The sequence below is a fragment of the Parvularcula maris genome (assembly GCF_024505085.1).
GTDB lineage: Bacteria > Pseudomonadota > Alphaproteobacteria > Caulobacterales > Parvularculaceae > Parvularcula > Parvularcula maris.
Genome location: NZ_JANIBC010000003.1, coordinates 54,569 through 77,294 on the forward strand (window position 1 = coordinate 54,569; position 22,726 = coordinate 77,294).

A 22,726-nucleotide genomic window follows, 5' to 3' on the forward strand; every position below is an offset into this window, starting at 1 on the left:
AGTCTTTCTGCTGCGCTGCCAGCTCAGTTAGGAGCGGCGCGCTCGTTGCGGAAGGGTCCGGCCTCGCCGGACGTCGCGGCGTCGTGAAGGGCCGCGCTCAGATCGTCAAGGAGACCTTGATAGGGGACGGTCAGCGCCCGCCGCCTGGCGATCAGCACATAGTCGTGACCGGGGCGCCCTAATGTAGGCAATAGCTCGCCTGCAGCGGCCCTGAGGCGCCGCTTGATGCGGTTTCTGACCACCGCATTTCCCGTCTTCTTGGTAACCGTCAGGCCGATCCTAGCGAAGGATAGGTCGTTGGAGAGGACCTGCATCGTGAAGCAAGAACGCCTGATCTGCTGCCCCTGGCGCGCGCGAAGGAAATCCGCGCGCCGCTTCAGGGTCTTCAGTTCTAGGCCGACAGCTTCTTGCGCCCTTTGGCACGCCGGTTCGCCAGCACACGACGACCACCGACGGTGGCTTTGCGGGCGAAGTAGCCGTGACGGCGCTTACGCTTCAGGTTGGACGGCTGGAATGTGCGTTTCATCGGTGACCACCGGTCTGAGTTCTGACAAGCCGGAGCCACTAACCGCAAAGCCTAGCCCTCGTCAACGCGCCAACGCCTCGTTTTTTTGAAGGGATGAACCACCATGTCTGACGCCACCACGAGCTTCCGCGAGACCCATAGCGAGGGAGACATCGTCTCCAAGGCTCCCAGCAATGCGAACACCACCAACAGCTCCAAGAAGAGGATCAAGGTCGATGCCTGCGTCATCGGCGCGGGCTCCGGCGGGCTGACCGCGGCAGGAGGCCTCGGTGCGCTCGGCCGCAAGGTCGTCCTCGTCGAGGGCGGCAAGATGGGGGGCGACTGCCTCAACTATGGCTGCGTACCCTCCAAGACGCTGATCGCCTCGGCCAAGACCGCGCATACCATGCGCGATGCGGCCCGCTTCGGCATCACGCCGGTCGAACCCGAAGTGCAGTTCCTCGACGTCATCGGCCGCGTGCAGCAGGTTATTGCCGACCTCGCCCACCATGACAGCGAGGAGCGCATGAAGGAGGAGTTCAACGTCGACACCATCCGCGCCTATGCCCGCTTCACAGGGCCGCGTGAGGTGACGGCAGGCGACACGGTGATCGAGGCCAAGCACTTCGTCATCGCGACGGGCTCCTCCGCCTTCGTGCCGCCCATCGAAGGGCTCAAGGAAGCGGGCTACCTCACCAATGAGAGCGTCTTCGAGCAGACCTTCCAGCCGAGGCACCTCATCGTCTTGGGCGGCGGGCCGATCGGCATGGAGATGGCCCAGGCGCACCGGCTCCTCGGCTCGAAGGTCACGGTCATCGAGAAGGGTAAGATCTTCGGCAAGGACGACCCCGAGCTCGTCGCCGTGGTCCGCAAGCGCCTCGACGCGGACGGCATCGACATCCTGGAGGACTTCGAAGCCAAGAAAGTCGCGAAGGACGGCGACACCTTCACCGTCACCATCGTCCATGAGGACGGCACCGAGCGCACCGTCGAGGGCGACCAGCTCCTCGTCGCGGTGGGCCGGCGTCCCAATGTGGAGGGGCTGGACCTCGAGAAAGCGGGCATCGAGTACAGCCCGCGGGGCATCAAGGTCGACGACAGCCTGAAGACCACCAACTCCCGCGTCTTCGCTATCGGCGACGTCACCGGCGGGCTGCAGTTCACCCATGTGGCGGGCTACCAGGGCCGTCTGGCGGTCAAGAACATCCTTCTCAAAGCGCTCGGCGGTAAGAACAAGACGGACCACGTTCCCTGGGTGACCTATACCGAGCCCGAGCTCGCCCATGTCGGCCTGACCGAGAATCAGGTGAAGGAGCGCGGCATCAAGTACTCTGTCGTGCGCGCGCCTTTTCACGACAATGACAGGGCCAATGCCGAGGGCGAGACCGATGGCCTCGTCAAGGTGTTGGTTGGTTCAGACGGTAAAATCTTAGGGGCCGACGTGGTCGGCGCCCATGCAGGAGAGGTGGTGCAGCAGTTCGCCCTGGCCGTGGCCAACGGCCTGAAGATGAGTGCCTTCGACAAGATGATCGCCCCCTATCCGACCCTGGGTGAGATCAGCAAGGCGGCGGCGGATACGTGGAGCTTCGAAAAGCTCTTCACCCCGCTGAACAAGGCAGCCATCAAGGCGCTCGCGCTATTGGATTGATGGATGACAGCGACAGTTTGACCAAGGACGGCTCCTACAAGGAAGCCGTCCGTACGCTCCGCCACGATGCCAGGAACCTTCTCAACGGTATCGCCATCATGGCGGAGCACTTCGAAGGCACCGAGGACAAGAAGGCCGCGCGCTTCGTCTCCTATCTGGAGGACAAGGTGCAGACCATGGTCCGCCTCGGTGAGCGGGCCGAGACCTTCGCCTCGATGAGTGCCGGTGAGCGGCAGAGCGAGAGCCTGCCCTCCATGATCAGCAGCATCCTCGACAATCTCGGCGAGGGAGTGAAGCCGCCTTCGCTCCAGCTCTCCCAGACCCAGATGCTGTGCGAACCGCAGCTCACGGCGCTGGCCCTGCGCGAGGTGATCGACAACGCCGTGAAGACCGGCGCGCCGGTCGCCATATCCTCCAGCGAGGACGGCGGACGGGTCGTGATCGCTGTCAGCGACGAGGGGCCGGGTATTCCCGAGCCTGCACTGCCCCATCTCTTCACCCCTTTCCGGGGGGCCAAACGGGCGGGCGGCACGAGCCTCGGCCTGCCGATCGCACGGCGTGCGATGGAGCTCCAGGGCGGCGGTCTCGACCTCAGGGCAGGTGATGAGGGCGGGACGGAAGTGGTCTGCTCGTTCCCCGCTTGAACCAGACTAGACCGGCGTCACTTCCTTCGGCCAGCGGCGGTGGAGCCAGAGCCACTGCTCGGGCCGAGCCAAGATGAAGTCGCCCAGCACCTCGTTGATCCTTGCGGTCAGCTCCTCCGTGGAGCCTTCGTCCGGCATGATCGGGTTGTGCACGGTCAGAACGAAACGCACGCCAGGGCGGCGGATGAGCTGCAAGGGGACGATCGGCAGACCGAACTTCTTGGCCAGCCGTGCCGCCGCGGGCGGGGTCATCGCGGGGTAGCCGAGGAGGGGCACCTCGATGCCGTCATTGAGCTTCTGATCGACCAGCATCGAGATCGAGTGGCCGTCCTTCAGCGCTCCCATCAGCTCGCGCCCGCCGCGCTTGCCCTTGGGGATCTGAAGGCGGGAGACGCCGACCGCGCGAAGGTCGATGATGTGCTTGTCCACCAGCGCGTTGTTCGGTGCACGGTAGACCACGGCGAACTTTACTCCCTCCCGCTTGATGGTGCAGCCCATGGCCTCCCAGTTGGCGAAGTGACCCGAGACGAAGATCGCCTGCTGACCCTCTTCGGCGAAGCGCTGCATGCCCTCGGCGTTTTCCAGGGTGACCCTGCCTGCGAGCTTCTCGTAGTGGGCGTACTCGGCAGCCGTCCGGCCCGCATTCTCCCAGACGTCGCGCAGGATCGCCGAGCGCTCGGCGGGGGTCATGTCGGGGTAGATCAGTTTCAGGTTCCTCTCACCGCGTTGATGCACCGTGTGCAGAAGAGGGCCGAGATAGCGCATGGTCCTGCCCAGAAAGGCCGAACCCGACTCGATGGAGAAGAGGCGCAGGATCTTCAGGAGACCAATGAAGAAGAAAGCCTCGATCCGCCGCTGAAGGGTGACGGGCTTGTTCTTCCGCGGCTCCGGAAGCTCGATCTCCGCATCCCAGGTCTTCGGGCTCGATACCGTCTCGCTCATAGCTTCTCCTCGATCAGCCTCAGCAGCTCGGCCGGTTCAGCCACGCTGATTGTTCCGCCCACCGGCGTGATGCCTTCGTGGTCCTCCGTGCGAAGCCTCGCAAAATCCTTCTGCGTGGTGACGAGCATGGCGTTCGCTGCCTCGGCTGTCCTTCTCAGGCTGCGCAGGTCGCGCTCAGACAGGAAATGGTGGTCGGGGAAGGCGACGAACTCGGAAAGGTTCACCCCTGCATCGCACAGGCTGCGCTCGAAACGCTCGGGCCGCCCGATCCCGCAGAAGGCTACGACCGGGCCGGAGGGGAGGTCCGCCTCGTCCATCTCGAAGCGGGCGCGGAAAACCGGCTTGCCCTGGGCGAGAGGCTTCACCCTCTCCTCCGTTCGGTCTGAGGTCTCGCCGATCAGGACGATGGCGTCGCAGCGCGCTGCCGCCGCCTCGGGCTTCTCTCTCAAGGGACCGGCGGGGAAGACCTCCTCATTGCCGAACCATGCTTCGCCATCGATCAGGAGCAGCGAGCAGTCCTTGCGCAGGGAAGGGTTCTGAAGCCCGTCATCCATGAGGATGGGATCAGCGCCCGCCTCCGCCGCGAACCTTGCACCGGCAGCGCGGTCCTTGGCTACGACGACCATTGCGTTCCGGGCGAGGAGGAGGGGTTCGTCACCGACATCTTCCGCACGGGCGGTGTCGGCGACCACAAGCGGTCCTTCCTCACGTCCCCCGTAGCCGCGTGTGAGGATGATAGGGGACCGTCCGGTCTTGATGAGTTCCTCGTTCAGCCAGGCCACGAAGGGTGTCTTGCCGACCCCGCCCATGGTGGCGTTGCCGACACAGACGACCGGACAGTCGATCTCGGCAGGCTGGCGCGTCTCGAGCCGCCGCTGGACCTCCCGGTGGTAGGCACTTCCTAAGGGCGAGAGCAGCTTGGCGCGCAGGGACGTGCCGGGCTTCTTCGACCAGAACGAGGGGGCGCTGAGCGGCACTATCCGGCGATCCCGGCCCTTAGGAGGAGAGGTTCCAGGGCCTCGATCAGGGCTTCCAGAACGGTCTTCGCGCTCTTCTCCGACCAGCTCGCCGCCTGTCCGGCCATGGCCTTACGGGTCTTCTCGTCGCCGAGAAGTCGGATCAGGCTGGCGGCGAGGTCGCGCTCGTTGCGCACGAGGCCCGAGCTGCCCGAACGGCGCATGGCCGCGTAGGTGTCGGCGAAGTTGAAGACCTCCGGCCCGTGCAGGATCGCGCAGCCGAGCCTAGCGGGCTCCAGCGGGTTGTGTCCTCCGACGGGGAGCAGGCTGCCGCCGACAAAAGCGATGTCGCTGACGGAGTAGAGTACGCCGAGCTCCCCCAAAGTGTCCGCGATATAGATCTCGGTCTTCTCGGTGAGGGCCTCACCTTTCGAACGGCGCGCGGTTTGAAAGCCCTGCTCCCGGCAGAGAAGCTCGACCTCGTCGCCGCGGACGGGGTGGCGGGGTGCCACGAGAAGAACCGCATCGTCCAGCTCACCCATGATCTGCCGGTGCGCCTGAAGAACCGGAAGCTCCTCCCCCTCGTGCGTGGAAGCGGCCAGCCAGCGCAGCCGCGAGCCCAGCCAGCCCTTCATCTCGCCGATCTCTTCCGAAGGGGCGGGCAGGGGCTCGGCTGCGTGTTTGAGATTGCCCAACGTCCCCACCGGGCGCTGGGCGAGGGTCTCGAACCGCTCGGCGTTCTCCTGGTTCTGGCCGATGATGATCTCGAAGGCGGAGAGCAGCTCCTTGGCGGCGCGCCTCTTCCCTTTCCAGCTCTCGAAGGAGCGCGGCGACATGCGGCCGTTGATCAGGGCCAGCGGGATGTCGCGCCTGCCCGCCTCGTCCAGCATGATCGGCCAGAGCTCGGACTCGATGAACACCCCCGCATCCGGCTTCCAGTGGTCGAGAAAGCTGCGCACGAAGTGGGGCTGGTCGATGGGGATGTACTGATGAATGGCTATGGCAGGCAGACGCTTGCCCATCAGCTCGGCGGAAGTGACCGTACCCGAGGTGACCAGAAAGGTTAGCTCCGGATGGGCCTCGGCCAGGGCATCGACGAGGGGAAGCACGGACAGGCTCTCGCCGACGGATGCACCGTGCAGCCACAGCACCTTGCCCTCGGGACGAGGCCGTGAGGCCACCCCGCGCCGTTCGGAGAGACGCTGGGGGTCTTCCTTACCTGCGCGCAGGCGCCGCTCGAGCACGTAGTTGGCTGCCGGTTTCAGCAGCCGCGTTGCAGCGCGATAGGTCTTCAGCGACCAGGCCTTCGGCTCAGCCATGGGGTCTCCCCTCCAGTGAGCGTCGGCTATGCCCCAAGACGAAAAGAAAAGCACGTGAAGCAGATAGTTTTTTGGTAATGTCACGCGGCGCTGGACCCGAACCTTCCCCCGCGGCAAGGGGCGGCGGATGAAGAAGCCCCCTTCCTACCTCAAGCGGCTCTGGCGCGAGAACCTGGCCCACTACAAGGGCACGCTGGGACTGTCGTTTCTTCTCATGGTCGGCCTGGCGGCAGCCGAGGCCAGCTTCGTTCTGATCACTGAATGGATCTTCGCAGGGCTGGAGCCGGGGCGGGGGAGCCGGTTCGGCGAGGTGGACGCGCGGCGAGTCATGGTGCTCGGGCCGGTTTTGATCATCGCCATCGCCCTTCTTCAGGCGGGTTTCTTTTACGCCCAGGCGCTCACCGCTCAGTCCATCGGCATCAGGGTCATGCGTGACCTGCAGAAGCGGATGTTCTCCTCCATTCTTCGCTTCGACATCGCCCAAGTGCGCGGGCGTCCGGGGGAGGGCGGTGAGCCCCGTATCGGGGGGCTGGTCAGCCGTTTCACCAATGACATGACAGTCCTGCGCGAGGCGCTGCGTCGCGGCCCGAACGGGATCCGGGATATCGTGCGCCTGGTCGGCTACATTGCCGTCCTGGCCTTCCTAGACCCGGTGCTCTTCCTTTGCGTGCTGGCGATCTACCCCCTCATCGGGCTCCCTATCTCTTTCATCGGTCAGGCCATCAGGCGTCTCTCGCGCAGGGTCCAGTCCCAGATCGGCGACCTGACGGGGCTGCTCGGCGAGAGCATCGCAGGCCAGGAAGTCGTCAAGGCCTACGGCCTCGAAGCCGAGGAGGAGAAGCGACTCGGCCAGGCGTTCGAGGAGCGAAAGGCGCTGCTTCTGAAAACCGTTCGCTACGGCTCGGCCAGCGAGCCGGCGGTGACGGTCATCGCGTCCTTCTCCATCGCGGCGATCATCGCCATCGCCGCCTTCCGGATCGACGCGGGACTTCTCACCGGGCCTGAGCTGGTGGCGTTCCTTATCGCCATGGCCCTTCTCTCCCAACCCGCGCGGGGCCTCGGTACGCTGAACGCCATCCTGCAGGAGGGCCTGGCGGCCCTCGAACGGGTGTTCGGCGTGATCGACGACGAGCCTTCGATCAGGTCACCTGAATCTCCAGAGCCCCTGGCAACCGAGAAAGGGAAGGCGCCGTCCATCCGTCTGAAGAACATCACGTTCGCCTACGACCAGGAGGCGCTGCTTCTAAAGGACTTCTCCCTAGAGGTTCCAGCCGGAAGCACCGCGGCGTTGGTCGGACCGTCGGGGGCGGGCAAGTCCACCGTGTTCGGACTGCTGCCCCGCTTCTTCGATCCGGCGGAAGGTCAGGTCCTGATCGGTGACCAGCCGCACGATCGAGTAAGCCTCGAGGACCTACGCGGTGCGATCGGGCTGGTCGGGCAGAACCCGTTCCTCTTCGCCGCCACCATTGCCGACAATATCCGCATGGGACGGCTCGGCGCCAGCGACGAAGAGGTGCGCGCCGCTGCCCGCTCTGCGGCGGCAGCAGGCTTCATCGAGGCGCTGCCCAATGGCTACGACACCCGGCTGGGCGAGGGCGGCGGCGGGCTTTCGGGCGGAGAGCGGCAGCGTATCGCGTTGGCTCGTGCGTTCTTGAAAGACGCACCGATCCTTCTTCTGGACGAAGCCACCTCCGCCCTAGACGCAGAGAGCGAGCGCCTTATCGAGGAGGCGATGGAACGTCTACGGAAGAACAGGACGACCCTGGTCATCGCGCATCGCCTCTCGACCATCAGGGAGGCGGACAAGATCGTGGTGATGGAGCGCGGGCAGATCGTCGAGGAGGGCACCCATACGGAGCTTCTCGCCGCAGGAGGGCTCTACGCCCGGCTGTCCGCCCTTCAAACCCGGTCGGAGCCCGCGATATGAAGCCGCTTCAGGCCGCCCTGCTGCTCGCCATCTGCATCGCCTGGGGCATGCACATGGTCATCATCAAGGCGGTGACCGAGCTCGTCTCGCCCCTGACCTATGTAGCGCTCCGCATGCCGATCCTGGCCCTGCTGCTCGCGCCCTTGCTGCGCTGGTATCCGGGACAGATGCTGCGGATCGCGATCGCCGGAGCGTGCTTTGGCGGGCTCAACTACGCCTTCATGTTCACCGGCATCTCGCTGACCTCCGCCTCGATCGGCTCGGTGGTGGCAGAGAGCTATGTGGTCATCGCGACGATCTTCTCCGTCGTGTTCCTTCGCGAGACGGTGGGTTGGAAAAGGATCACCGGCATCGTCATGGCGCTGATCGGGGTCTTGATCATTGCGACCGCTGAGGGCGACGCCGTAGGCAGTCGCAACCTACCCCTCGGCGCGTTCTTGATCGTCTGCGGCACCACGGCAGAGGCGACGGGGGCGCTCTTCGTCAAGAAGATCGAGGGGGTGAAGCCGCTCTCCCTTCTAGCCTGGATGGCCGTGGTCGGCAGCGCGGTCAGCTTCGTACCCGCCGCCTTGCTGGCCGAGGACCACTTCGCCTTTGTCGGCGGTGGCGCCTTCTGGCCGGTGATGCTCAGCCTCGGCTACTCGGTCCTGGTGGCCAGTGTCTTCGGGCATACGAGCTACTACTGGCTTCTCCAGCGCGTGCCCCTCAGCATCATCGCGCCCGCGGGGCTGCTGATCACCTTCTTCGCTGTTCTCTTCGGCACGCTCCTCCTCGGCGAGGCGTTCACGATGCGGATGGTGCTGGGCGCGGCCCTTGTGGTCCTGGGCGTGATCGTCATCCTCGTCCGCAAGACCGTCGCCGACCGGACGCAAGCTGCCGCCGCAGGCCTGACCGAACAGGAAGGAGCCCTCCCATGACCGAGAAGAAGGTCTGGACTTCGCCCAATCACGGGGACCGGAAAGGGCACGACATCTCGATGATCGTGCTGCACTATACGGGCATGAAGACTGGCGACGAGGCGCTGGAGCGCCTTTGCGACCCGGAAAGCTCCGTCTCAGCCCACTACCTGATCGAGGAGGACGGCCGGACTCACCGCCTGGTCCCTGAGGAGCGCCGCGCCTGGCATGCCGGCGTGGGCTCATGGGGGAAGAGCGAAGACATCAACTCCGTCAGTATCGGGATCGAGCTCGTCAACCCTGGGCACGAATGGGGCTACAAGCCTTTTGCCGAGGCGCAGATCGACGCGCTGGTGACGCTACTCGACAGGCTGAAGCAGGCCTATCAGGTGCCCCGTTCACGGATCGTCGGGCACTCCGATGTGGCCCCCGACCGCAAGGAGGATCCCGGTGAGAAGTTCCCCTGGGCCGTGCTGGCGGCGGAGGGCCTGGCCCTCGCCCCCTGGTCGGGGGTGGTCCCGGACAACGTACCGGAGGCGGAGGAGGCCGAAGCGCTCCTTACGAAGATCGGCTACGGGGTGGAGCAGTTCGGCGTCGTGCCCTGCATCACGGCGTTCCAGCGGCACTTCTGCCCGATGGCGCTCGGGCGGGGCCTCAACCTCGAGACCCGCGCGGCCATCGCCGAGGTGGCGGGCAAGCTCGGCAGCAGTGTCAGCCGATAATCCCCACATGGAAGAGCGCCCAGATGACGATGGCGGCGAAGAGGACGGCGCCGATGCCGAAGACGGGTCGCTTCTGCTTCATGGATGGGCTCTTTCCTTGTTGGCGAAGGGCAGCGGTTCGGCGAGCGCAGAGCGCAGCTTCACCTGCCTGAAGACGAGATAGATCAGCAGGCCGAAGGGGCCTGCCATCAGGGTGAAGAAGAGTGCTGGGACGAGGATGAGCCTGGGCAGACCGAGCGTGCTGCCATCCCTGGCGATCCACGCTCCGACGAAGAGGTCGAAGGCGAGGTAGTGGGTCCAGGCAGCAACGAAGCCGTAGCGGTCCGAGAACAGTGCCTGCACCCCGTCGATGCTGCCGAAGTCCGGGTTCTCCGCCATGCCGCCGGACGCCATGAGGCTGATCAGGACGGCCGCATAGGTCAGCGCGAGGAGGGGAACGGCGACGCCGAACGCCGCGATCTGGCTCCACCGCCAGCCGGGCCGGACGGCCAGCAGCAGCCACACCGGCAAGACGCCAGTGTTGGTGATCTGGAACAGAAGGTCAGCGCTCATGTTACTCTCCAAACGGCAGCACTAGAGGAGGAGAGGCGTCTTGGCGAGCGGCGAGACACGCCTACTGGTCGTGATGGGGCCGTCCGGCGCAGGCAAGAGCACGGTGGGCGTGCTGGCAGCAAGGCGGCTGGGCGTACCCTTCTACGAAGGCGACGCCTACCACTCGGCAGAGAACGTGGAGCTGATCGGCGCAGGCATACCCCTCACCATGAAGGAGCGGCGGCCCTGGATTGCGGCTATCGGTGAGGCCGTGGGGGAGGACGCGCCCGAGCTCGGCGTCCTGGCCTGCTCGGCACTCAACCATGAGATCAGGTCGGTGATGGAAGAGCTGATCCCCGCCGCCCTCACCTTCGCGGTCTTGGACGTTCCCGAGGCGGAGCTTCTCGAGCGGCTGAAGGAGCGCCAAGGCCATTTTGCCGGGCCTGACCTTCTGCGAAGCCAGCTCGACGCCATGGACGACATGGACGGCATCGAGCGCCTAGACGGCATGCTGCCTCCGGAGGAGCTTGGCAGAAAGGCCGCTGAGTTGATGCGTTCGTAGGTCGGAGCGCGAAGCTTTCTGCCGTCGGAGGCTTTGAAAAGGCGGATGGCTGCGCAATCCGCTCTACGGCCGCGCTGCCTTCGACACCGCCAGATCGAGCGCCTGGAGGAACCGTGAGCGGTCCTCTTTCAAGAAGGGCGGCGCCCCCTTGGTGGTCTGATCGCCCGAGCCGCGCAGATCGTTCATGATGGCGCGGGTGGCGATGGCGGTGCCGATCATGTCGTCCGTGAATGGTTTGCCGTTACTGCCTAGTACGGCGGCTCCGGCTTTGAGGCAGCGGTCCGCAAGAAGAATGTCAGAGGTCACGACGACCTTACCGGGTTCGGCCAGCTCGGCGACCTTGTCGTCCGCCTCGTCGAACCCCCCGCCCACGATCATCTGCTGGATATGCGGCTCGCGGGGCAGGCGAAAGCCCTGGTTGGCGACGAAGAGAACCGCCACGCCGTAGCGCTCGGCCACGCGGATGCACTCGTCCTTCACAGGGCATGCATCGGCATCGACGAGGAGGGTGGGGGTCATGGTGTGGAGGTCCACCACCGTCATCCCGGCCGTAGCGAAGCGAAGAGCCGGGACCCATGGACCAATGGGATTGGTCAGTGACGAAGGTTTGGTCCATGGGTCCCGGATAGCCTTCGGCTTCCGGGATAACGACGATCTAGTTATCCAAAAAGCTGCGCAGCTTGCGGCTGCGGCTCGGATGTTTCAGCTTACGGAGGGCCTTGGCCTCGATCTGGCGGATACGCTCGCGGGTGACCGAGAACTGCTGGCCGACTTCCTCCAGCGTATGGTCCGTGTTCATGCCGATGCCGAAGCGCATCCTCAGCACACGCTCCTCGCGCGGCGTCAGCGAAGCGAGGACCCGCGTCGTGGTCTCGCGCAGGTTGGACTGGATCGCCGCGTCGATCGGCAGGATCGCGTTCTTGTCCTCGATGAAGTCGCCGAGATGGCTGTCTTCCTCGTCGCCGATGGGCGTCTCGAGGCTGATCGGCTCCTTGGCGATCTTCATCACCTTGCGGACTTTCTCCAAGGGCATGGAGAGTTTCGCGGCCAGCTCCTCCGGCGTCGGCTCACGGCCGATCTCGTTGAGGATCTGACGGGAGGTACGGACGATCTTGTTGATCGTCTCGATCATATGCACCGGGATGCGGATGGTCCGCGCCTGGTCGGCGATCGAGCGGGTGATCGCCTGGCGGATCCACCAGGTCGCGTAGGTCGAGAACTTGTAGCCCCGGCGGTACTCGAACTTATCGACCGCCTTCATCAGGCCGATATTGCCCTCCTGGATGAGGTCCAGGAACTGCAATCCGCGGTTCGTGTACTTCTTCGCGATGGAGATGACGAGGCGCAGGTTCGCCTCCACCATCTCCTTCTTGGCGATGCGCGCCTCGCGCTCGCCTTTCTGGACGGTCTGCACGATGCGGCGGAAGTCGGAGACGGTGAGGCCGGTCTCTTGGGAGAGCTGGCCGATCTCATCGCGGATATCGGTGATCTTGTCTTCGGCCTTGGTGGTGAAGTTCTGCCACCCGCGACCCTCTAGCGCCGAGACGCGGGGCAGCCATTCGGGGTCAAGCTCGTTGCCGAGGTACTCGCCCAGGAACTCCTGGCGGTTGACGCCGTAGCTGTCGGCCAGGCGCACCAGCTTGCCCTCAAGCGCCATGAGCGCCCGATTGATGGCATAGAGCTGCTCGACCAGGGCCTCGATCCGGTGGTTGTGAAGGCGCACGGAGCGGACGCGCTCGACGATGTCCTTCTGCAGCTTGCGCAGGCGCTTGACCTGGCTCTCGGAGAGGTCCTCCCCCTGAAGCTGCTGCTCGATCTGAATGTCCTGCAGGCGGCGCAGCTTCTTGAAGTCGTCGGCGATGTCCTGGAAGGTCTGCATGACGCCTTCGCGCAGCTCGGCCTCCTTGGCCGACAGCGAGAGGTCGCCCTCGTCGAACTCGTCCTCGTCCTCGCCGGTCTCGGCGGCTCTAGCCTCCTGCTCCTTCTGGACCTGCTCGGCCACTTCTGGCCTGGTCATGTCCGGGCGGCTCTCAGGGCCGCCGGAGAAGGTGGCATCGAGGTCGATGATGTCGCGCAGAAGCACGCGGCCTTCTTCCAGCTCCTCGCGCCAGACCGTGATGGCCTCGAAGGTCAGGGAGCTCTCGCAGAGCGCGCGGATCATCGATTCGCGACCGGCCTCGATCCTTTTGGCGATGGCGATCTCGCCCTCGCGGGAGAGAAGCTCCACTGCGCCCATCTCGCGGAGGTACATGCGCACCGGGTCGTCGGTGCGGTCGGAGCCTTCCTTGGTGTTGGTGGTGACCGTCTGGGCGGTCTTCTTATCGACGACGGCCGAGCCCTTGGCCTTATCGCCGTCCTTGCTCTCTTCTTCCTCGGCTTCCTCGTTCTCGGTGACATTGATGCCCATGTCCGAGAGCTTGGCCATGATGTCTTCGATCTGCTCGGAGGTGTAGTCCTCTTCCGGCAGAACGGCGTTGAGCTGGTCGTAGGTGACGTAGCCCTTCTTCTTGGCCTCCTCGATCAGTTTCTTGACCGCGGCGAGGTTCATGTCGAGGACGGGCTCTTCGCCGGTCTCTTCGCGCTGTTGAGGAGAAGTCTTGCTCATTCGGCCCCTAGATGTTCACGCTTTACGAAGTCGGCGCTTCAGGGAACCATCTAGTCCGCTCAGCCGCCGGAACCACGATCGCGTTTCATTCTGTGCGTCCTGGCATAGGCGCACCAAGTTTAACTAATGTGCTTACGCGTCTTTCATTGGGAGATGAGGTCTCCGCAGCCTGAATGGCTTGCTCGGCGAGATGTTTCTGACGCTGGTTAATCGTGTACGCGTCGTACCATTCATCTTCCACAACCTCTCTCGCAACATCGTGCCTCACGAACTCCGAAGTCTTTACAGTGCGGTCGCGAGACCACCGCTCGTAAATCGTTTGGAGTTCGGAACAACCGCTCAACTGAGAACGAAGACCCTCACTGTCAAGGTCCGGCGACTCGACGAGATGATGAATCACCTGTGACCATAGCCTAGCGAGGGAACCATCCTGGAACTCACAGGACATAGCTTCATCCTCAAACCGGCTGAAAAGGTGTGGGTGATGAATGAGGCTGATAACTAACCTAGCCTCGCGAATGGAACCGGCAGGACCACCACTCCCGCCCTGGCCGAGGCGGGAGCGTAGCTCAGGGGAGAGGCGGGCATGGACGTGGCGGCCACGCAGACGCTCGGTCTTCTGGCGCTGGCGGCGGGCGGCGAACTGCTCGCCGCGGAGGTTGTAGATGCGATCCTTGAAGGCGCGGAAGAGGGCCTGGCGGAAGGTCTCGTCCTTGACCGCGTTGGTCCTGGCCTTGAGCTCGGTCTCGACCGAGGCGAGCTGCTCCGCCGTGCCGGTGCCGTGCCGGGCGAGGGCGAGCTGCCAGATGGTCTCCTCGGCATCGGCCTTCGCCTGCAAAATCTCCTGCATCGACCGTTTTCCGCCCTTGCGCAGTAGGTCGTCGGGGTCCTGGCCTTCGGGGAGGAAGGCGAAGCGCAAGGACTGGCTCGCGGAGAGCTCGGGCAGGGCACGCTCCAGGGCGCGCTCGGCGGCGGCGCGGCCCGCTCTATCGCCATCGAAGCAAAGCACCGGGGCGGGGGTGAGGCGCCAGAGGAGGCGGAGCTGCTCCTCGGTCAGCGCCGTGCCGAGGGGCGCGACGGCGGCAAAACCGGCGCTGTCGAGGGCGAGGGCGTCCATATAGCCCTCGCAGACCAGGATCTGCCCGTCCGCCCCGCGCATCCGCTCACGGGCACGGGTCAAATTGTAGAGCACCCGGCCCTTGTGGAAAACTTCCGTTTCGGGGGAGTTGAGGTACTTGGCCTTGGCCTCACTGGAAAGCGCCCGCCCGCCAAAGGCGATGACCCGCCCCCGGTGGTCGTGGATCGGGAACATCAGCCGGTGGCGGAAACCGTCATAGGTGCTGGCGTCCTGCTCGCGCACCTTCAGGAGGCCTGCGCGGAGCAGCACCTTCTCCTCCACGCCGCGGCCGAGAAAGAAGCGCTTCAGCGCTTCCCAGTCATTGGGCGCGTAGCCGAGGCCGAAGCGCTCAGCGGCCTGCTGGCCCACGCCCCGGCGCCTGAGATAGTCGCGAGCGTCCTGGCCTTCGGGCGCCAAGAGCGCCTTGCGGAAGAAATCCTGTGCGTCCGCGAGGACCTTGCGCAGCACGTCCTGCTCGGAGGCGCGCTTCACCTCCTGCGGGGTCGAGCGGGGCACCTCCATCCCGGCAAGGGAGGCGAGCTCCTCCACGGCTTCCGGGAATGTCTTGTTCTGGAACGCCATCAGGAATTTGATGACATCGCCCGACTGCCCCGAGCTGAAATCGAAGAAGGCCTGCTTGTCGTCGTTCACGTAGAAGCTGGGCGTGCGCTCCTTGTTGAAGGGGCTGAGCCCGCGCCACTCGCGGCCGGCCTTCTTGATCGGCACGTGCCGCCCGATCACGTCCGAAGCGCGGAGACGGGACTTGAGCTCGTCCAGAAAATCAGGCGGATAGCTGGCCATAGGCAGAACATAGGCTCTTCGGCAGGGGGCCGCCATCGTCACTTTCCCACCGGACCTCGCTTCGGAGCAAGGAATACAGAACCGCTCAGCACTTAGCGGCGTTAGGAGATTCTTTACCACCTAAACGGGAGCTCTGGCACGGAACTTGTAGGAAAAGGTGCATCGAGGTGGAGGCAGACCTTGGCGCAGACCCATAGGAAGATACGCAACGTCTACGCGCTGACCCCAGCGAAGGCCAAGGGTATGCGCAACGCCGTCATCGGGGTGACCGTGGCGCTGGCGGGCATCACCAGCGTGCTCGCCACCCAGGGCAGCGGCGGGGCGTCTTTTGCTGCAGCGGAGGCCGGGCTGGTTATGCCGGGCGAGGCGCTCATGCGCGAGCGCCTGCGGCCTGAGGCCGAGAAGCCGGGCTTGCGCGAACGGGCGCAGCGTTTCCGCGAGACCTCCGAAGCCCGCCTACGGGCGCTTTTTTCCGAACGCGAGGAGGGCCTCTTCGACAAGCCCCAGGACGGCAAGGGCGAGGACTACGCCGAGGCGCACGGCGCCAACGGGGGCGAGACCGAGGAAGCGGTGGACACCGAAGCGCTGAAGCAGGCTTTGGCCGACCTCCAGCCCCTCCTCGAGCAGCTCGGGCAGGGCCAGGGCTTTGCCGGCTCGCCCGAGGAAGCTGGCTACAAGGTTGGTGTACCGATGGGGCCCCTGGGCGGCACCGTCGTCGCGGCCGTTCTTCCGACGAGACCAGCAGGCGGAGGCGGAAGCTTCCTGCCCCCTGGCGGCGGCTCTGGGGGAGGGGGCGGCGGTGGCGGCGGATCGCTACCCGGCCCCGGCCCCAACGGCTTCAAATCGCCTCTCCCAGACGTTCCTGCAGACCCCGTCCCCGTCCCAGGCGCAGCGGTGCTGCTGGTATCAGGGCTCGCGGCCTTCGGTTGGAAGAAGCGTCGCGCCGGGTAGGGCGGTTTGCGAAGCCAACCGCCGTGAAGCGTAGCACTTGAACAGGCGGAAAGCGTCGCGTTCCGCCCTAAGGGCAAGCCTTCAGCCCAAACGCTCTTTCACGACCTTGTTGGCCGCTGAGAAGTTCATGCGGCCCTGATAGTTCGCCTTCAGGGCGCCCATGCACTTGCCCATGTCCTTGAGGCCCTCGGCACCGATCTCGGCGATCACCCCGTCCACGGCCGTGGCGATCTCGGCATCGTCCATCTGCTTGGGCAGGTAGCCGAAGATCACCTCGTTCTCGGCGCGCTCCTGCTCGGCCATCTCGATGCGGCCTGCATCTTCGTAGGTCTTGGCGCTGTCCTCGCGCTGCTTGACCATCTTGGTCAGTACCTCGCGCACCTCATCGTCGGACAGGCCGCAGCAGCGGTCCTGGCTGCGCGCCTGGATGTCCTTATCCTGAATGGCGGCCTGCATGAGGCGTAGGGTCGAGAGGCGGATCTTATCCTCCCGGTTCTTCATGGCCGCTTTCAAATCGGCGGCGATCTGTTTGGCCAGTGTGGCTTGGCTCATGGGTTTGTTCCTCGGGGGGAAGGGCCTTGCCGCTTCCTCACTCTAGTAGCCTCTTGCGCTGCACGGCGGCGGGTGTATCACCCGGTCCGTTTGCGCCGACCTTAACGAAGGCCAGCTGACAATCGTGCAGCATAAGGCCGCGGGAGATGATGTGCCGCTGAAGCTTAGTCAAGATGCAACCGACATCCGGGTCACGGGACTCCTCGCGCTCGAGGACGGCACGATCCTGGAGGGCGAGGGTTTCGGCGCCGCTGGCGAGGCGGTGGGGGAAGTCTGCTTCAACACCGCCATGACCGGCTATCAGGAGATTCTCACCGATCCCTCCTACGCCATGCAGATCGTCACCTTCACCTTCCCCCATATCGGCAATGTCGGAGTGAACGACGAGGATGTGGAGAACGCCGCCGATACGGCAGCGATCGCAGCACGCGGCGCTATCGTCCGCTCCAAGGTGACGAGCCCCTCCAACCACCGCTCGCGTCTCGACCTTGAAGCCTGGATGAAGCGGCGGGGCATCATCGGCCTCTCCGGCATCGACACCCGCGCCCTGACCATCCGTATCCGCGAGCACGGCATGCTCCGCGGCGTCATCGCCCACCATGCGGGCGGCCGCTTCGACCGGGACGCACTAGTCGAACAAGCGAAAGCCTGGTCGGGCCTCGAAGGCGCGGACCTTGCCAAGGAGGTCACCACCGACAAGCCCATCCGCATCCCCGGCGAAGGGCCGCACACGGTGCTCATGGATTTCGGCGTCAAGCGCAACATTCTGAGCCGTCTGCAGACGGAAGGCTGCCGCGTCACGGTGGTGCCTGCGACGACCAGCTTCGACGACATCATGGCGCTGTCCCCCGACGGCGTTTTGCTCGGCAACGGCCCAGGCGATCCTGCCGCCACCGCCGAGTACGCCGTGCCGGTGATCAGGGAGCTTCTGGATGCAAAAGTGCCGCTCTTCGGCATCTGCCTCGGCCACCAGCTCATGGCCCTGGCCCTCGGCGCCAAGACCAAGAAGATGGAGCAGGGGCACCACGGCGCCAACCATCCGGTCAAGGATCACGCCACCGGCCGCGTCGAGATCGTCTCCATGAACCACGGCTTCACCGTGGACGAAGCGACCTTGCCAGACCGCGTGGAAGCAACGCACACGTCCCTCTTCGACGGCACCAATGCAGGCCTCAAGGTGACCGACGCGCCTGCCATGGCCGTCCAGCACCACCCAGAGGCTTCGCCTGGCCCCGAAGACAGCTTCCCCATGTTCGAGAAGTTCGTGCGCCTGATGAAGGAAAACGCGCGGGCCGGCTGACCCCCTGCGCGGGGCGGTTGCCTGCCCCTCGCCCCTACGGCACCAATTGGCGGCAACCCCAAGGAGCCGTCCATGCCCCACGTCACCCATCTCGAATGCTCGCTCACCGGCAAGACCTATGAAGCGGGTGTCCCGCATGGTTTGTCGGAGGCCGGGCGGCCGCTGCTGGTGCGTTACGACCTCGATAAAGTCGCCGCCGAGATCAGCAAGGAGAAGCTGGCGGGGCGGACGGAAGGTTTCTGGCGCTACCGCGAGATGCTACCTGTGGAGCTCGAAGAGAACCGGGTCTCGCTTGGCGAGGTGGTGACACCGATCATCCGCTTTCCCCGCAGCGAGACGAAACTTGGTTCGACTGGTCAGCTTCTGGTGAAGGACGAGGGGCGGCTGCCCACCGGCAGCTTCAAGGCGAGGGGGCTGGCGCTGGCGGTCTCCATGGCCAAGGAGTTCGGCATACGGCATATGGCCATGCCAACCAACGGCAATGCGGGCGCGGCGCTCGCCGCCTATGCAGGCGCGGCGGGGATCAGGACCACGGTCTTCTGCCCCGACGACACGCCCCAGGTGAATATGGACGAGATCGCTTTTCAGGGCGGCGAGGTCTACAAGGTGAACGGCCTGATCAACGACTGCGGCAAGATCGTCGGTGAGGGGAAGGACAAGGTCGGCTGGTTCGATGTCAGTACGCTGAAGGAGCCCTACCGCATCGAAGGCAAAAAGACGATGGGGCTGGAGCTTGCCGAGCAGCTCGGCTGGGAGCTGCCGGACGTCATCTTCTACCCTACCGGCGGCGGCACGGGCCTGATCGGCATGTGGAAGGCCTTCGACGAGCTGGAAGAGATGGGATTTATCGGCAGCCGCCGCCCACGGATGATCGCGGTCCAGGCCGAGGGCTGCGCGCCCATCGTCAAGGCCTATGAGGAGGGCGAGGAGCACGCGCCGGTCTGGGAGAACGCCCATACAGCGGCTGCTGGCATCCGCGTGCCCGTGGCGGTAGGCGACTTCCTCATCCTGCGCGCCGTGCGCGCATCGGGCGGCTTCGCCATCGCCGTGCCCGAAGCGGACATCTTCTCCTCCTGGGCTGAGTTCGCGAAGGAGGAGGGCTTTCTTCTGTGCCCTGAGGGGGCGGCGACCTATGCGGCCTATAAACAAGCGCTGTCGGACGGTAGGGTCGGTAAGGGCGACCGGGTGGTGCTCTTCAACTGCGCCACGGGACTGAAATATCCCATGCCGGAGGGAGGGGAGTTCCTGGACCGGACGCAGCCGATTAATTATGGACGGTTTGCTGGGTGATGCTGGCAAAGCGCATACGGTGCGTGTACCGCCTCCCTCTCCCGTTTACGGGAGAGGGACCGAGGGTGAGGGTATTCTAAGCGTAGGTCTCCGTTCCGAGCAGACCCTACGGCTTCGCCGAAGCCCTCACCCGAAATCAGATAGATTTCGACCTCTCCCGTAAACGGGAGAGGTGGCCGCCGCTTCGCCCTACAACCCCACCAGATCCCGCACGTAAGCAGGCACCACTTCGCTGGCCCGGCCGTAGCGTTTGTCCGTGAACAGATAGGCATTGTCCGAAGGTTCCAGGTTCAGCTCGACCCGCGGGATGCCGCGCTCCCTCGCAAAGCCGACCAGCCCCGCCGCCGGGTAGACCGAGCCTGACGTGCCGACGGAGATGAAGAGGTCCGCCTCCATCATCGCCTCCTCCACCTTGTCGAAATGCCGTGGGATCTCCCCGAACCAGACGATGTAGGGGCGCATAGCCCGAGCACCGCAGGAGGGGCAGGGGGTCTTCACCGAAAGGTTCTTCTCCCAATCGAACACCTCCTGGCAGGCCTGGCAGCTCACCTTCGTCAGTGAACCGTGGATCGGCAGGATGTTCTTCGAGCCTGCACGGGCATGGAGGTTGTCGACGTTCTGCGTGACCAAGGTGAAGCTGCCGCCTGCCTTCACCGCTTCACGTTCCAGCTCGGCCAAGGCAACATGCGCCGGGTTTGGATCGACGCCGGGAAGCTGCGCCCGCCGGGCGTTGTAGAAGGCGTGCACCCGTTCAGGGTCCTCAGCGAAGCCTTCCGGGGTGGCGACCTTCATCGGGTTGTTCTTGACCCAGGCGCCGTTTTGATCCCGGAAGGTGTCCACCCCGCTATCGGCAGAGATGCCCGCGCCGGTGAGGACAACGATCCGTAGGGGTCTCATCCCTCGCTCAGCTCTTCTTCGATTACCTCGGGCCGCCAGCGGCGTCCGCGCCAGTCAGGGTCACCGATCTTGTGCGGCACGCGCCAGTCGAGATCGCCGCCGCGCCACATCTCCAGGAACACCTCGCCGTCGCGCTCGCCGAGGTCCCAGGCGTCTTGAATCTCCTGGCTCTCGGTCAGGTCGATCTTGCCGGTGGGGATGGTCTCCGAAGGCATGACGAAGATGCGGCCCTTCTTATGGGGGAGGTGGCTGAAATAGGAGGCGAGGAGGCAAAGCGTGTTGCCGCTCTCCTCGCTCGGCATGGGCGCATCGCTCATCGAGCCGCCGTCGATGACGGGAAAGTCGTCCCAGCAGTCGAACTGGAAGACCGGCGGTATGCGCGCGGCGGAGGTGATGAGTTCGGAGAGCCTGCCCTCGCGAGCCGCCTGAGCCATGTCCACCCGCAGCTCGCGCATGCCCCATTTGCGCGTCCAGGTCTTGTCGGTCGAGTCCTTGATGGCCCGCTCGATCAGATAGGTGAGCATCGACACCGTGGCGGCAAAGGCCTCGGGATAGCGGGCGGGCAGCTCGGTCAGCACCACTTCGGTCGGCGGACCTTCGGCCACCAGTCGCTCGGCCTCGTCGTGGAAGACCTTCTCGACCACGCTGCGATAGGCGGTCTCGTGCGGCATCCACCCTAAATGACTGGTGGGCCAATGAAAATTGCGGCTGTGGCGGAACTGGATCTTGGTGAGGCGGAGTATTTCGGGGCCTAGGCGCGCCGTGAACCCAGCCGCCACCATCGCCCCGCCCGAGACGCAGGCGATGCGCCGGGGCTTAAGGCCGATCTCGTCGCGCACACGGTTGAGAAAGCCCGCCTGCCAGAAGCAGCGCGTGCCGCCGCCCGAGAGAACGAGCTGGTCGAACCGCATGCCCAGGGGCGGCGCTATGGGCATGTGTACCTCGCCGGTCAGCTCGTCTTTCTGCACATCACTTCCATACGCCATGGATGGGTAACAACAAAGATACGGAACCGTCTCACTTCGTCGTTCATCGTCATCCCGGAAAGCCGTAGGCTTATCCGGGATCCAGGGACTGAAAACTGAAGTCAGCACGACCGTTGTGCCTGAGCCGACCTAAGGGCCATGGTCCGTCAATACGCTTCGCGGCTCGACCCCTGCTGCGCTACGGCCGGGATGACGGAGGGAAGAGTCGGCGCCCCGCCGCTACGCAGCCTCCCTCAGCGGCACCACCTTCAGCTTGGTCACTTGATTCCGGCGCTTGCCCAGGATCTCGAAGCGGTAGCCGTGAAAGCTGAACTTCTGGCGGACGTCGGGGATGCAGCGGCCCTCGTGGATGACGAGGCCCGCGATGGTGACCGCCTCCTCGTCGGGCAGGCGCCAGTCCATCATGCGATTGAGGTCGCGGATGGTGACGTCGCCCTGGACGACGACGCCGCCGTCCTCCTGCACCTCGACGCCGGTGACGGCGACGTCGTGCTCGTCCTCGATCTCGCCGACGATCTCCTCGAGAATGTCCTCAAGGGTGACCAGTCCGCGCAGCGATCCGTACTCGTCCACCACCAGGGCGAAGTGCATCTGGGCGGTCTTGAAGGCGTCGAGCTGTTCCTGAAGGGTCGTCGTCTCCGGCACGAAATAGGGCTTCATGGCGATGGCGCGCATGTCGATTTTGCTGGCGTCGTTGCCCTCTTTCCACAGGGAACGGAGCATGTCTTTGGCGTGGAGGATGCCGACCACATTGTCCGGGTCCTCATCGAAGAGGGGGATGCGAGTGTGGTTGCTGGCCAGGACCGCCTCGACGATCTCGAGGCTGGAGAGGTTCGCGTCCAGCATCTCGATGGACTTCCGGTGCAGCATGATGTCTTCGACGGTGATGTCGTCGAGCTCCAGGGCGCCGCGGATGATGTCGCGGGCCTCCTTCTCCATTTGGCCTTCCTCGTGGTGGAGCTCGATGGCGCCCTTGAGCTCTTCCTGCGGGGTGAAGGCATCGTCCATGGCGGTGACGTCGAGGCCGAAGACCCGATGGAGGGTCACACGGACGATTGCCTGCACCACCGAGACGATAGGCGCGAGGACGGCGACCACGTGCTTCATGATCGGGGCGACCAGCATGGCGATCGAGTCGGCGCGGGCGATGGCGGCGGTCTTGGGCATGACCTCGGCGAAGACCAGCACCAGGACGGTCATGACGATGGTGGAGGCTGCCACCGCGATGCCCCCCTCGCCGAACAGCGAGACAAAGAGACCGCTGGCGAGCACCGAGGCGAGGATGTTCACGGCGTTGTTGCCGAGGAGGATGCCGCCGATCAGCCGCTCCCGGTCCTCTGTGAGCCTGGCCACGGAGGCCGCCTTCTTGTCGCCTTTGAGCTCCAGCGAACGCATCCGCGCGCGGGAGGTGGCGGTGAGCGCCGTCTCCGAGCCGGAGAAGAAGGCCGAGAAGGCGAGAAGCAGCAGGATGATGAGGGCCGTGGTGATCATGGGAGGGCTATAGGAGATGGGGCGGGGGTTGTCATGGAGCTGTGTGCTTCAGCGCAACACCTGCCGTCATCCCGGAAGCCGAAG

22 protein-coding genes are annotated in these 22,726 nt (G+C 64.9%); 9 read left to right on the top strand and 13 right to left on the bottom strand.

What is annotated here, in order from left to right; translation table 11 throughout:
* Positions 1-23: 23 nt before the first annotated feature.
* Together rnpA and rpmH are read right to left on the bottom strand one after the other, a co-directional pair.
* Complete coding sequence (gene rnpA, locus NOG11_RS05940; protein WP_370468244.1) at positions 24-389, bottom strand: ribonuclease P protein component; 366 nt, start codon at positions 387-389, stop codon at positions 24-26.
* Positions 390-391: 2 nt separating this feature from the next.
* On the bottom strand, positions 392-526 hold the full coding sequence (rpmH, locus tag NOG11_RS05945) for a 50S ribosomal protein L34 (RefSeq protein WP_256618789.1): 135 nt from the start codon (positions 524-526) through the stop codon (positions 392-394).
* A 103-nt stretch (positions 527-629) separates the two neighbouring features.
* Between rpmH and NOG11_RS05950 the strand changes: the two genes are divergently transcribed.
* On the top strand, positions 630-2,153 hold the full coding sequence (locus tag NOG11_RS05950; protein ID WP_256618790.1) for a dihydrolipoyl dehydrogenase family protein: 1,524 nt from the start codon (positions 630-632) through the stop codon (positions 2,151-2,153).
* Positions 2,153-2,797: a sensor histidine kinase gene (locus NOG11_RS05955; RefSeq protein ID WP_256618791.1), complete on the top strand. Its 645-nt coding sequence runs from the start codon at positions 2,153-2,155 to the stop codon at positions 2,795-2,797. The genes NOG11_RS05950 and NOG11_RS05955 overlap by 1 nt, the downstream gene beginning before the upstream one ends.
* Positions 2,798-2,803: 6 nt before the next feature.
* Here the strand turns inward: NOG11_RS05955 and NOG11_RS05960 are convergent, their stop codons facing one another.
* Genes NOG11_RS05960 through NOG11_RS05970 form a run of 3 tightly spaced genes read right to left on the bottom strand, consistent with a single transcriptional unit; the run spans position 2,804 to position 6,014 of the window.
* Positions 2,804-3,739 (bottom strand): lysophospholipid acyltransferase family protein, encoded by a 936-nt coding sequence (locus NOG11_RS05960; protein WP_256618792.1) that lies wholly within the window; start codon positions 3,737-3,739, stop codon positions 2,804-2,806.
* Complete coding sequence (lpxK, locus tag NOG11_RS05965) at positions 3,736-4,716, bottom strand: tetraacyldisaccharide 4'-kinase (protein ID WP_256618793.1); 981 nt, start codon at positions 4,714-4,716, stop codon at positions 3,736-3,738. The genes NOG11_RS05960 and lpxK overlap by 4 nt, the downstream gene beginning before the upstream one ends.
* Positions 4,716-6,014 carry a 3-deoxy-D-manno-octulosonic acid transferase gene (locus tag NOG11_RS05970; RefSeq protein ID WP_256618794.1) on the bottom strand — a complete coding sequence of 433 codons (1,299 nt, stop codon included), beginning with the start codon at positions 6,012-6,014 and terminating at the stop codon, positions 4,716-4,718. Before NOG11_RS05970 ends, lpxK begins: the two co-directional genes overlap by 1 nt.
* A gap of 127 nt (positions 6,015-6,141) precedes the next feature.
* Here NOG11_RS05970 and NOG11_RS05975 point away from each other — a divergent pair, with 127 nt between their 5' ends.
* From NOG11_RS05975 to NOG11_RS05985, 3 genes are read left to right on the top strand one after another with little or no spacing between them, the layout of a single operon-like run.
* Positions 6,142-7,941 (top strand): ABC transporter ATP-binding protein, encoded by a 1,800-nt coding sequence (locus NOG11_RS05975; protein WP_256618795.1) that lies wholly within the window; start codon positions 6,142-6,144, stop codon positions 7,939-7,941.
* Positions 7,938-8,858 (top strand): DMT family transporter, encoded by a 921-nt coding sequence (locus NOG11_RS05980; protein WP_256618796.1) that lies wholly within the window; start codon positions 7,938-7,940, stop codon positions 8,856-8,858. Before NOG11_RS05975 ends, NOG11_RS05980 begins: the two co-directional genes overlap by 4 nt.
* The gene (locus NOG11_RS05985) at positions 8,855-9,559 is read left to right on the top strand and encodes an N-acetylmuramoyl-L-alanine amidase (protein WP_256618797.1); all 705 of its coding nucleotides are present in this window, start codon (positions 8,855-8,857) and stop codon (positions 9,557-9,559) included. Before NOG11_RS05980 ends, NOG11_RS05985 begins: the two co-directional genes overlap by 4 nt.
* A 78-nt stretch (positions 9,560-9,637) precedes the next feature.
* Here NOG11_RS05985 and NOG11_RS05990 read toward each other — a convergent pair whose 3' ends face one another.
* Positions 9,638-10,111 (bottom strand): ABA4-like family protein, encoded by a 474-nt coding sequence (locus NOG11_RS05990; RefSeq protein ID WP_256618798.1) that lies wholly within the window; start codon positions 10,109-10,111, stop codon positions 9,638-9,640.
* A gap of 40 nt (positions 10,112-10,151) precedes the next feature.
* Between NOG11_RS05990 and NOG11_RS05995 the strand changes: the two genes are divergently transcribed.
* Complete coding sequence (locus tag NOG11_RS05995; RefSeq protein WP_256618799.1) at positions 10,152-10,652, top strand: gluconokinase; 501 nt, start codon at positions 10,152-10,154, stop codon at positions 10,650-10,652.
* 63 nt (positions 10,653-10,715) lie between these two features.
* Here NOG11_RS05995 and NOG11_RS06000 read toward each other — a convergent pair whose 3' ends face one another.
* The 3 genes from NOG11_RS06000 to dnaG all read right to left on the bottom strand — a co-directional run bounded on the left by NOG11_RS06000 (position 10,716) and on the right by dnaG (position 15,175).
* On the bottom strand, positions 10,716-11,171 hold the full coding sequence (locus NOG11_RS06000) for a YaiI/YqxD family protein (RefSeq protein ID WP_256618800.1): 456 nt from the start codon (positions 11,169-11,171) through the stop codon (positions 10,716-10,718).
* Positions 11,172-11,307: 136 nt separating this feature from the next.
* Positions 11,308-13,257 (bottom strand): RNA polymerase sigma factor RpoD, encoded by a 1,950-nt coding sequence (gene rpoD / locus NOG11_RS06005; RefSeq protein WP_256618801.1) that lies wholly within the window; start codon positions 13,255-13,257, stop codon positions 11,308-11,310.
* An 85-nt stretch (positions 13,258-13,342) separates the two neighbouring features.
* Positions 13,343-15,175, bottom strand: coding sequence for a DNA primase (gene dnaG, locus NOG11_RS06010; RefSeq protein WP_256618802.1), 1,833 nt, complete (start codon positions 15,173-15,175; stop codon positions 13,343-13,345).
* A 180-nt stretch (positions 15,176-15,355) separates the two neighbouring features.
* Between dnaG and NOG11_RS06015 the strand changes: the two genes are divergently transcribed.
* Complete coding sequence (locus NOG11_RS06015) at positions 15,356-16,126, top strand: hypothetical protein (protein ID WP_256618803.1); 771 nt, start codon at positions 15,356-15,358, stop codon at positions 16,124-16,126.
* Between the two features lie 81 nt (positions 16,127-16,207).
* On the opposite strand, the gene NOG11_RS06020 is transcribed toward NOG11_RS06015, so the two are convergent.
* Complete coding sequence (locus NOG11_RS06020) at positions 16,208-16,678, bottom strand: GatB/YqeY domain-containing protein (RefSeq protein ID WP_256618804.1); 471 nt, start codon at positions 16,676-16,678, stop codon at positions 16,208-16,210.
* A gap of 157 nt (positions 16,679-16,835) precedes the next feature.
* On the opposite strand from NOG11_RS06020, the gene carA reads away from it, so the two are divergent.
* Together carA and NOG11_RS06030 are read left to right on the top strand one after the other, a co-directional pair.
* Positions 16,836-17,978 carry a glutamine-hydrolyzing carbamoyl-phosphate synthase small subunit gene (gene carA / locus NOG11_RS06025; RefSeq protein ID WP_305888959.1) on the top strand — a complete coding sequence of 381 codons (1,143 nt, stop codon included), beginning with the start codon at positions 16,836-16,838 and terminating at the stop codon, positions 17,976-17,978.
* 72 nt (positions 17,979-18,050) lie between these two features.
* The gene (locus NOG11_RS06030; protein WP_256618806.1) at positions 18,051-19,268 is read left to right on the top strand and encodes a threonine synthase; all 1,218 of its coding nucleotides are present in this window, start codon (positions 18,051-18,053) and stop codon (positions 19,266-19,268) included.
* Between the two features lie 189 nt (positions 19,269-19,457).
* On the opposite strand, the gene NOG11_RS06035 is transcribed toward NOG11_RS06030, so the two are convergent.
* The 3 genes from NOG11_RS06035 to NOG11_RS06045 all read right to left on the bottom strand — a co-directional run bounded on the left by NOG11_RS06035 (position 19,458) and on the right by NOG11_RS06045 (position 22,642).
* Positions 19,458-20,165, bottom strand: a complete 708-nt coding sequence (locus tag NOG11_RS06035; RefSeq protein ID WP_256618807.1) for an NAD-dependent deacylase — start codon at positions 20,163-20,165, stop codon at positions 19,458-19,460.
* Entirely contained in the window at positions 20,162-21,133 is a 972-nt protein-coding gene (locus tag NOG11_RS06040; RefSeq protein ID WP_256618808.1) for a patatin-like phospholipase family protein, read from the bottom strand. Before NOG11_RS06040 ends, NOG11_RS06035 begins: the two co-directional genes overlap by 4 nt.
* Positions 21,134-21,370: 237 nt before the next feature.
* Positions 21,371-22,642 (bottom strand): HlyC/CorC family transporter, encoded by a 1,272-nt coding sequence (locus NOG11_RS06045; protein WP_256618809.1) that lies wholly within the window; start codon positions 22,640-22,642, stop codon positions 21,371-21,373.
* Positions 22,643-22,726 lie beyond the last annotated feature (84 nt).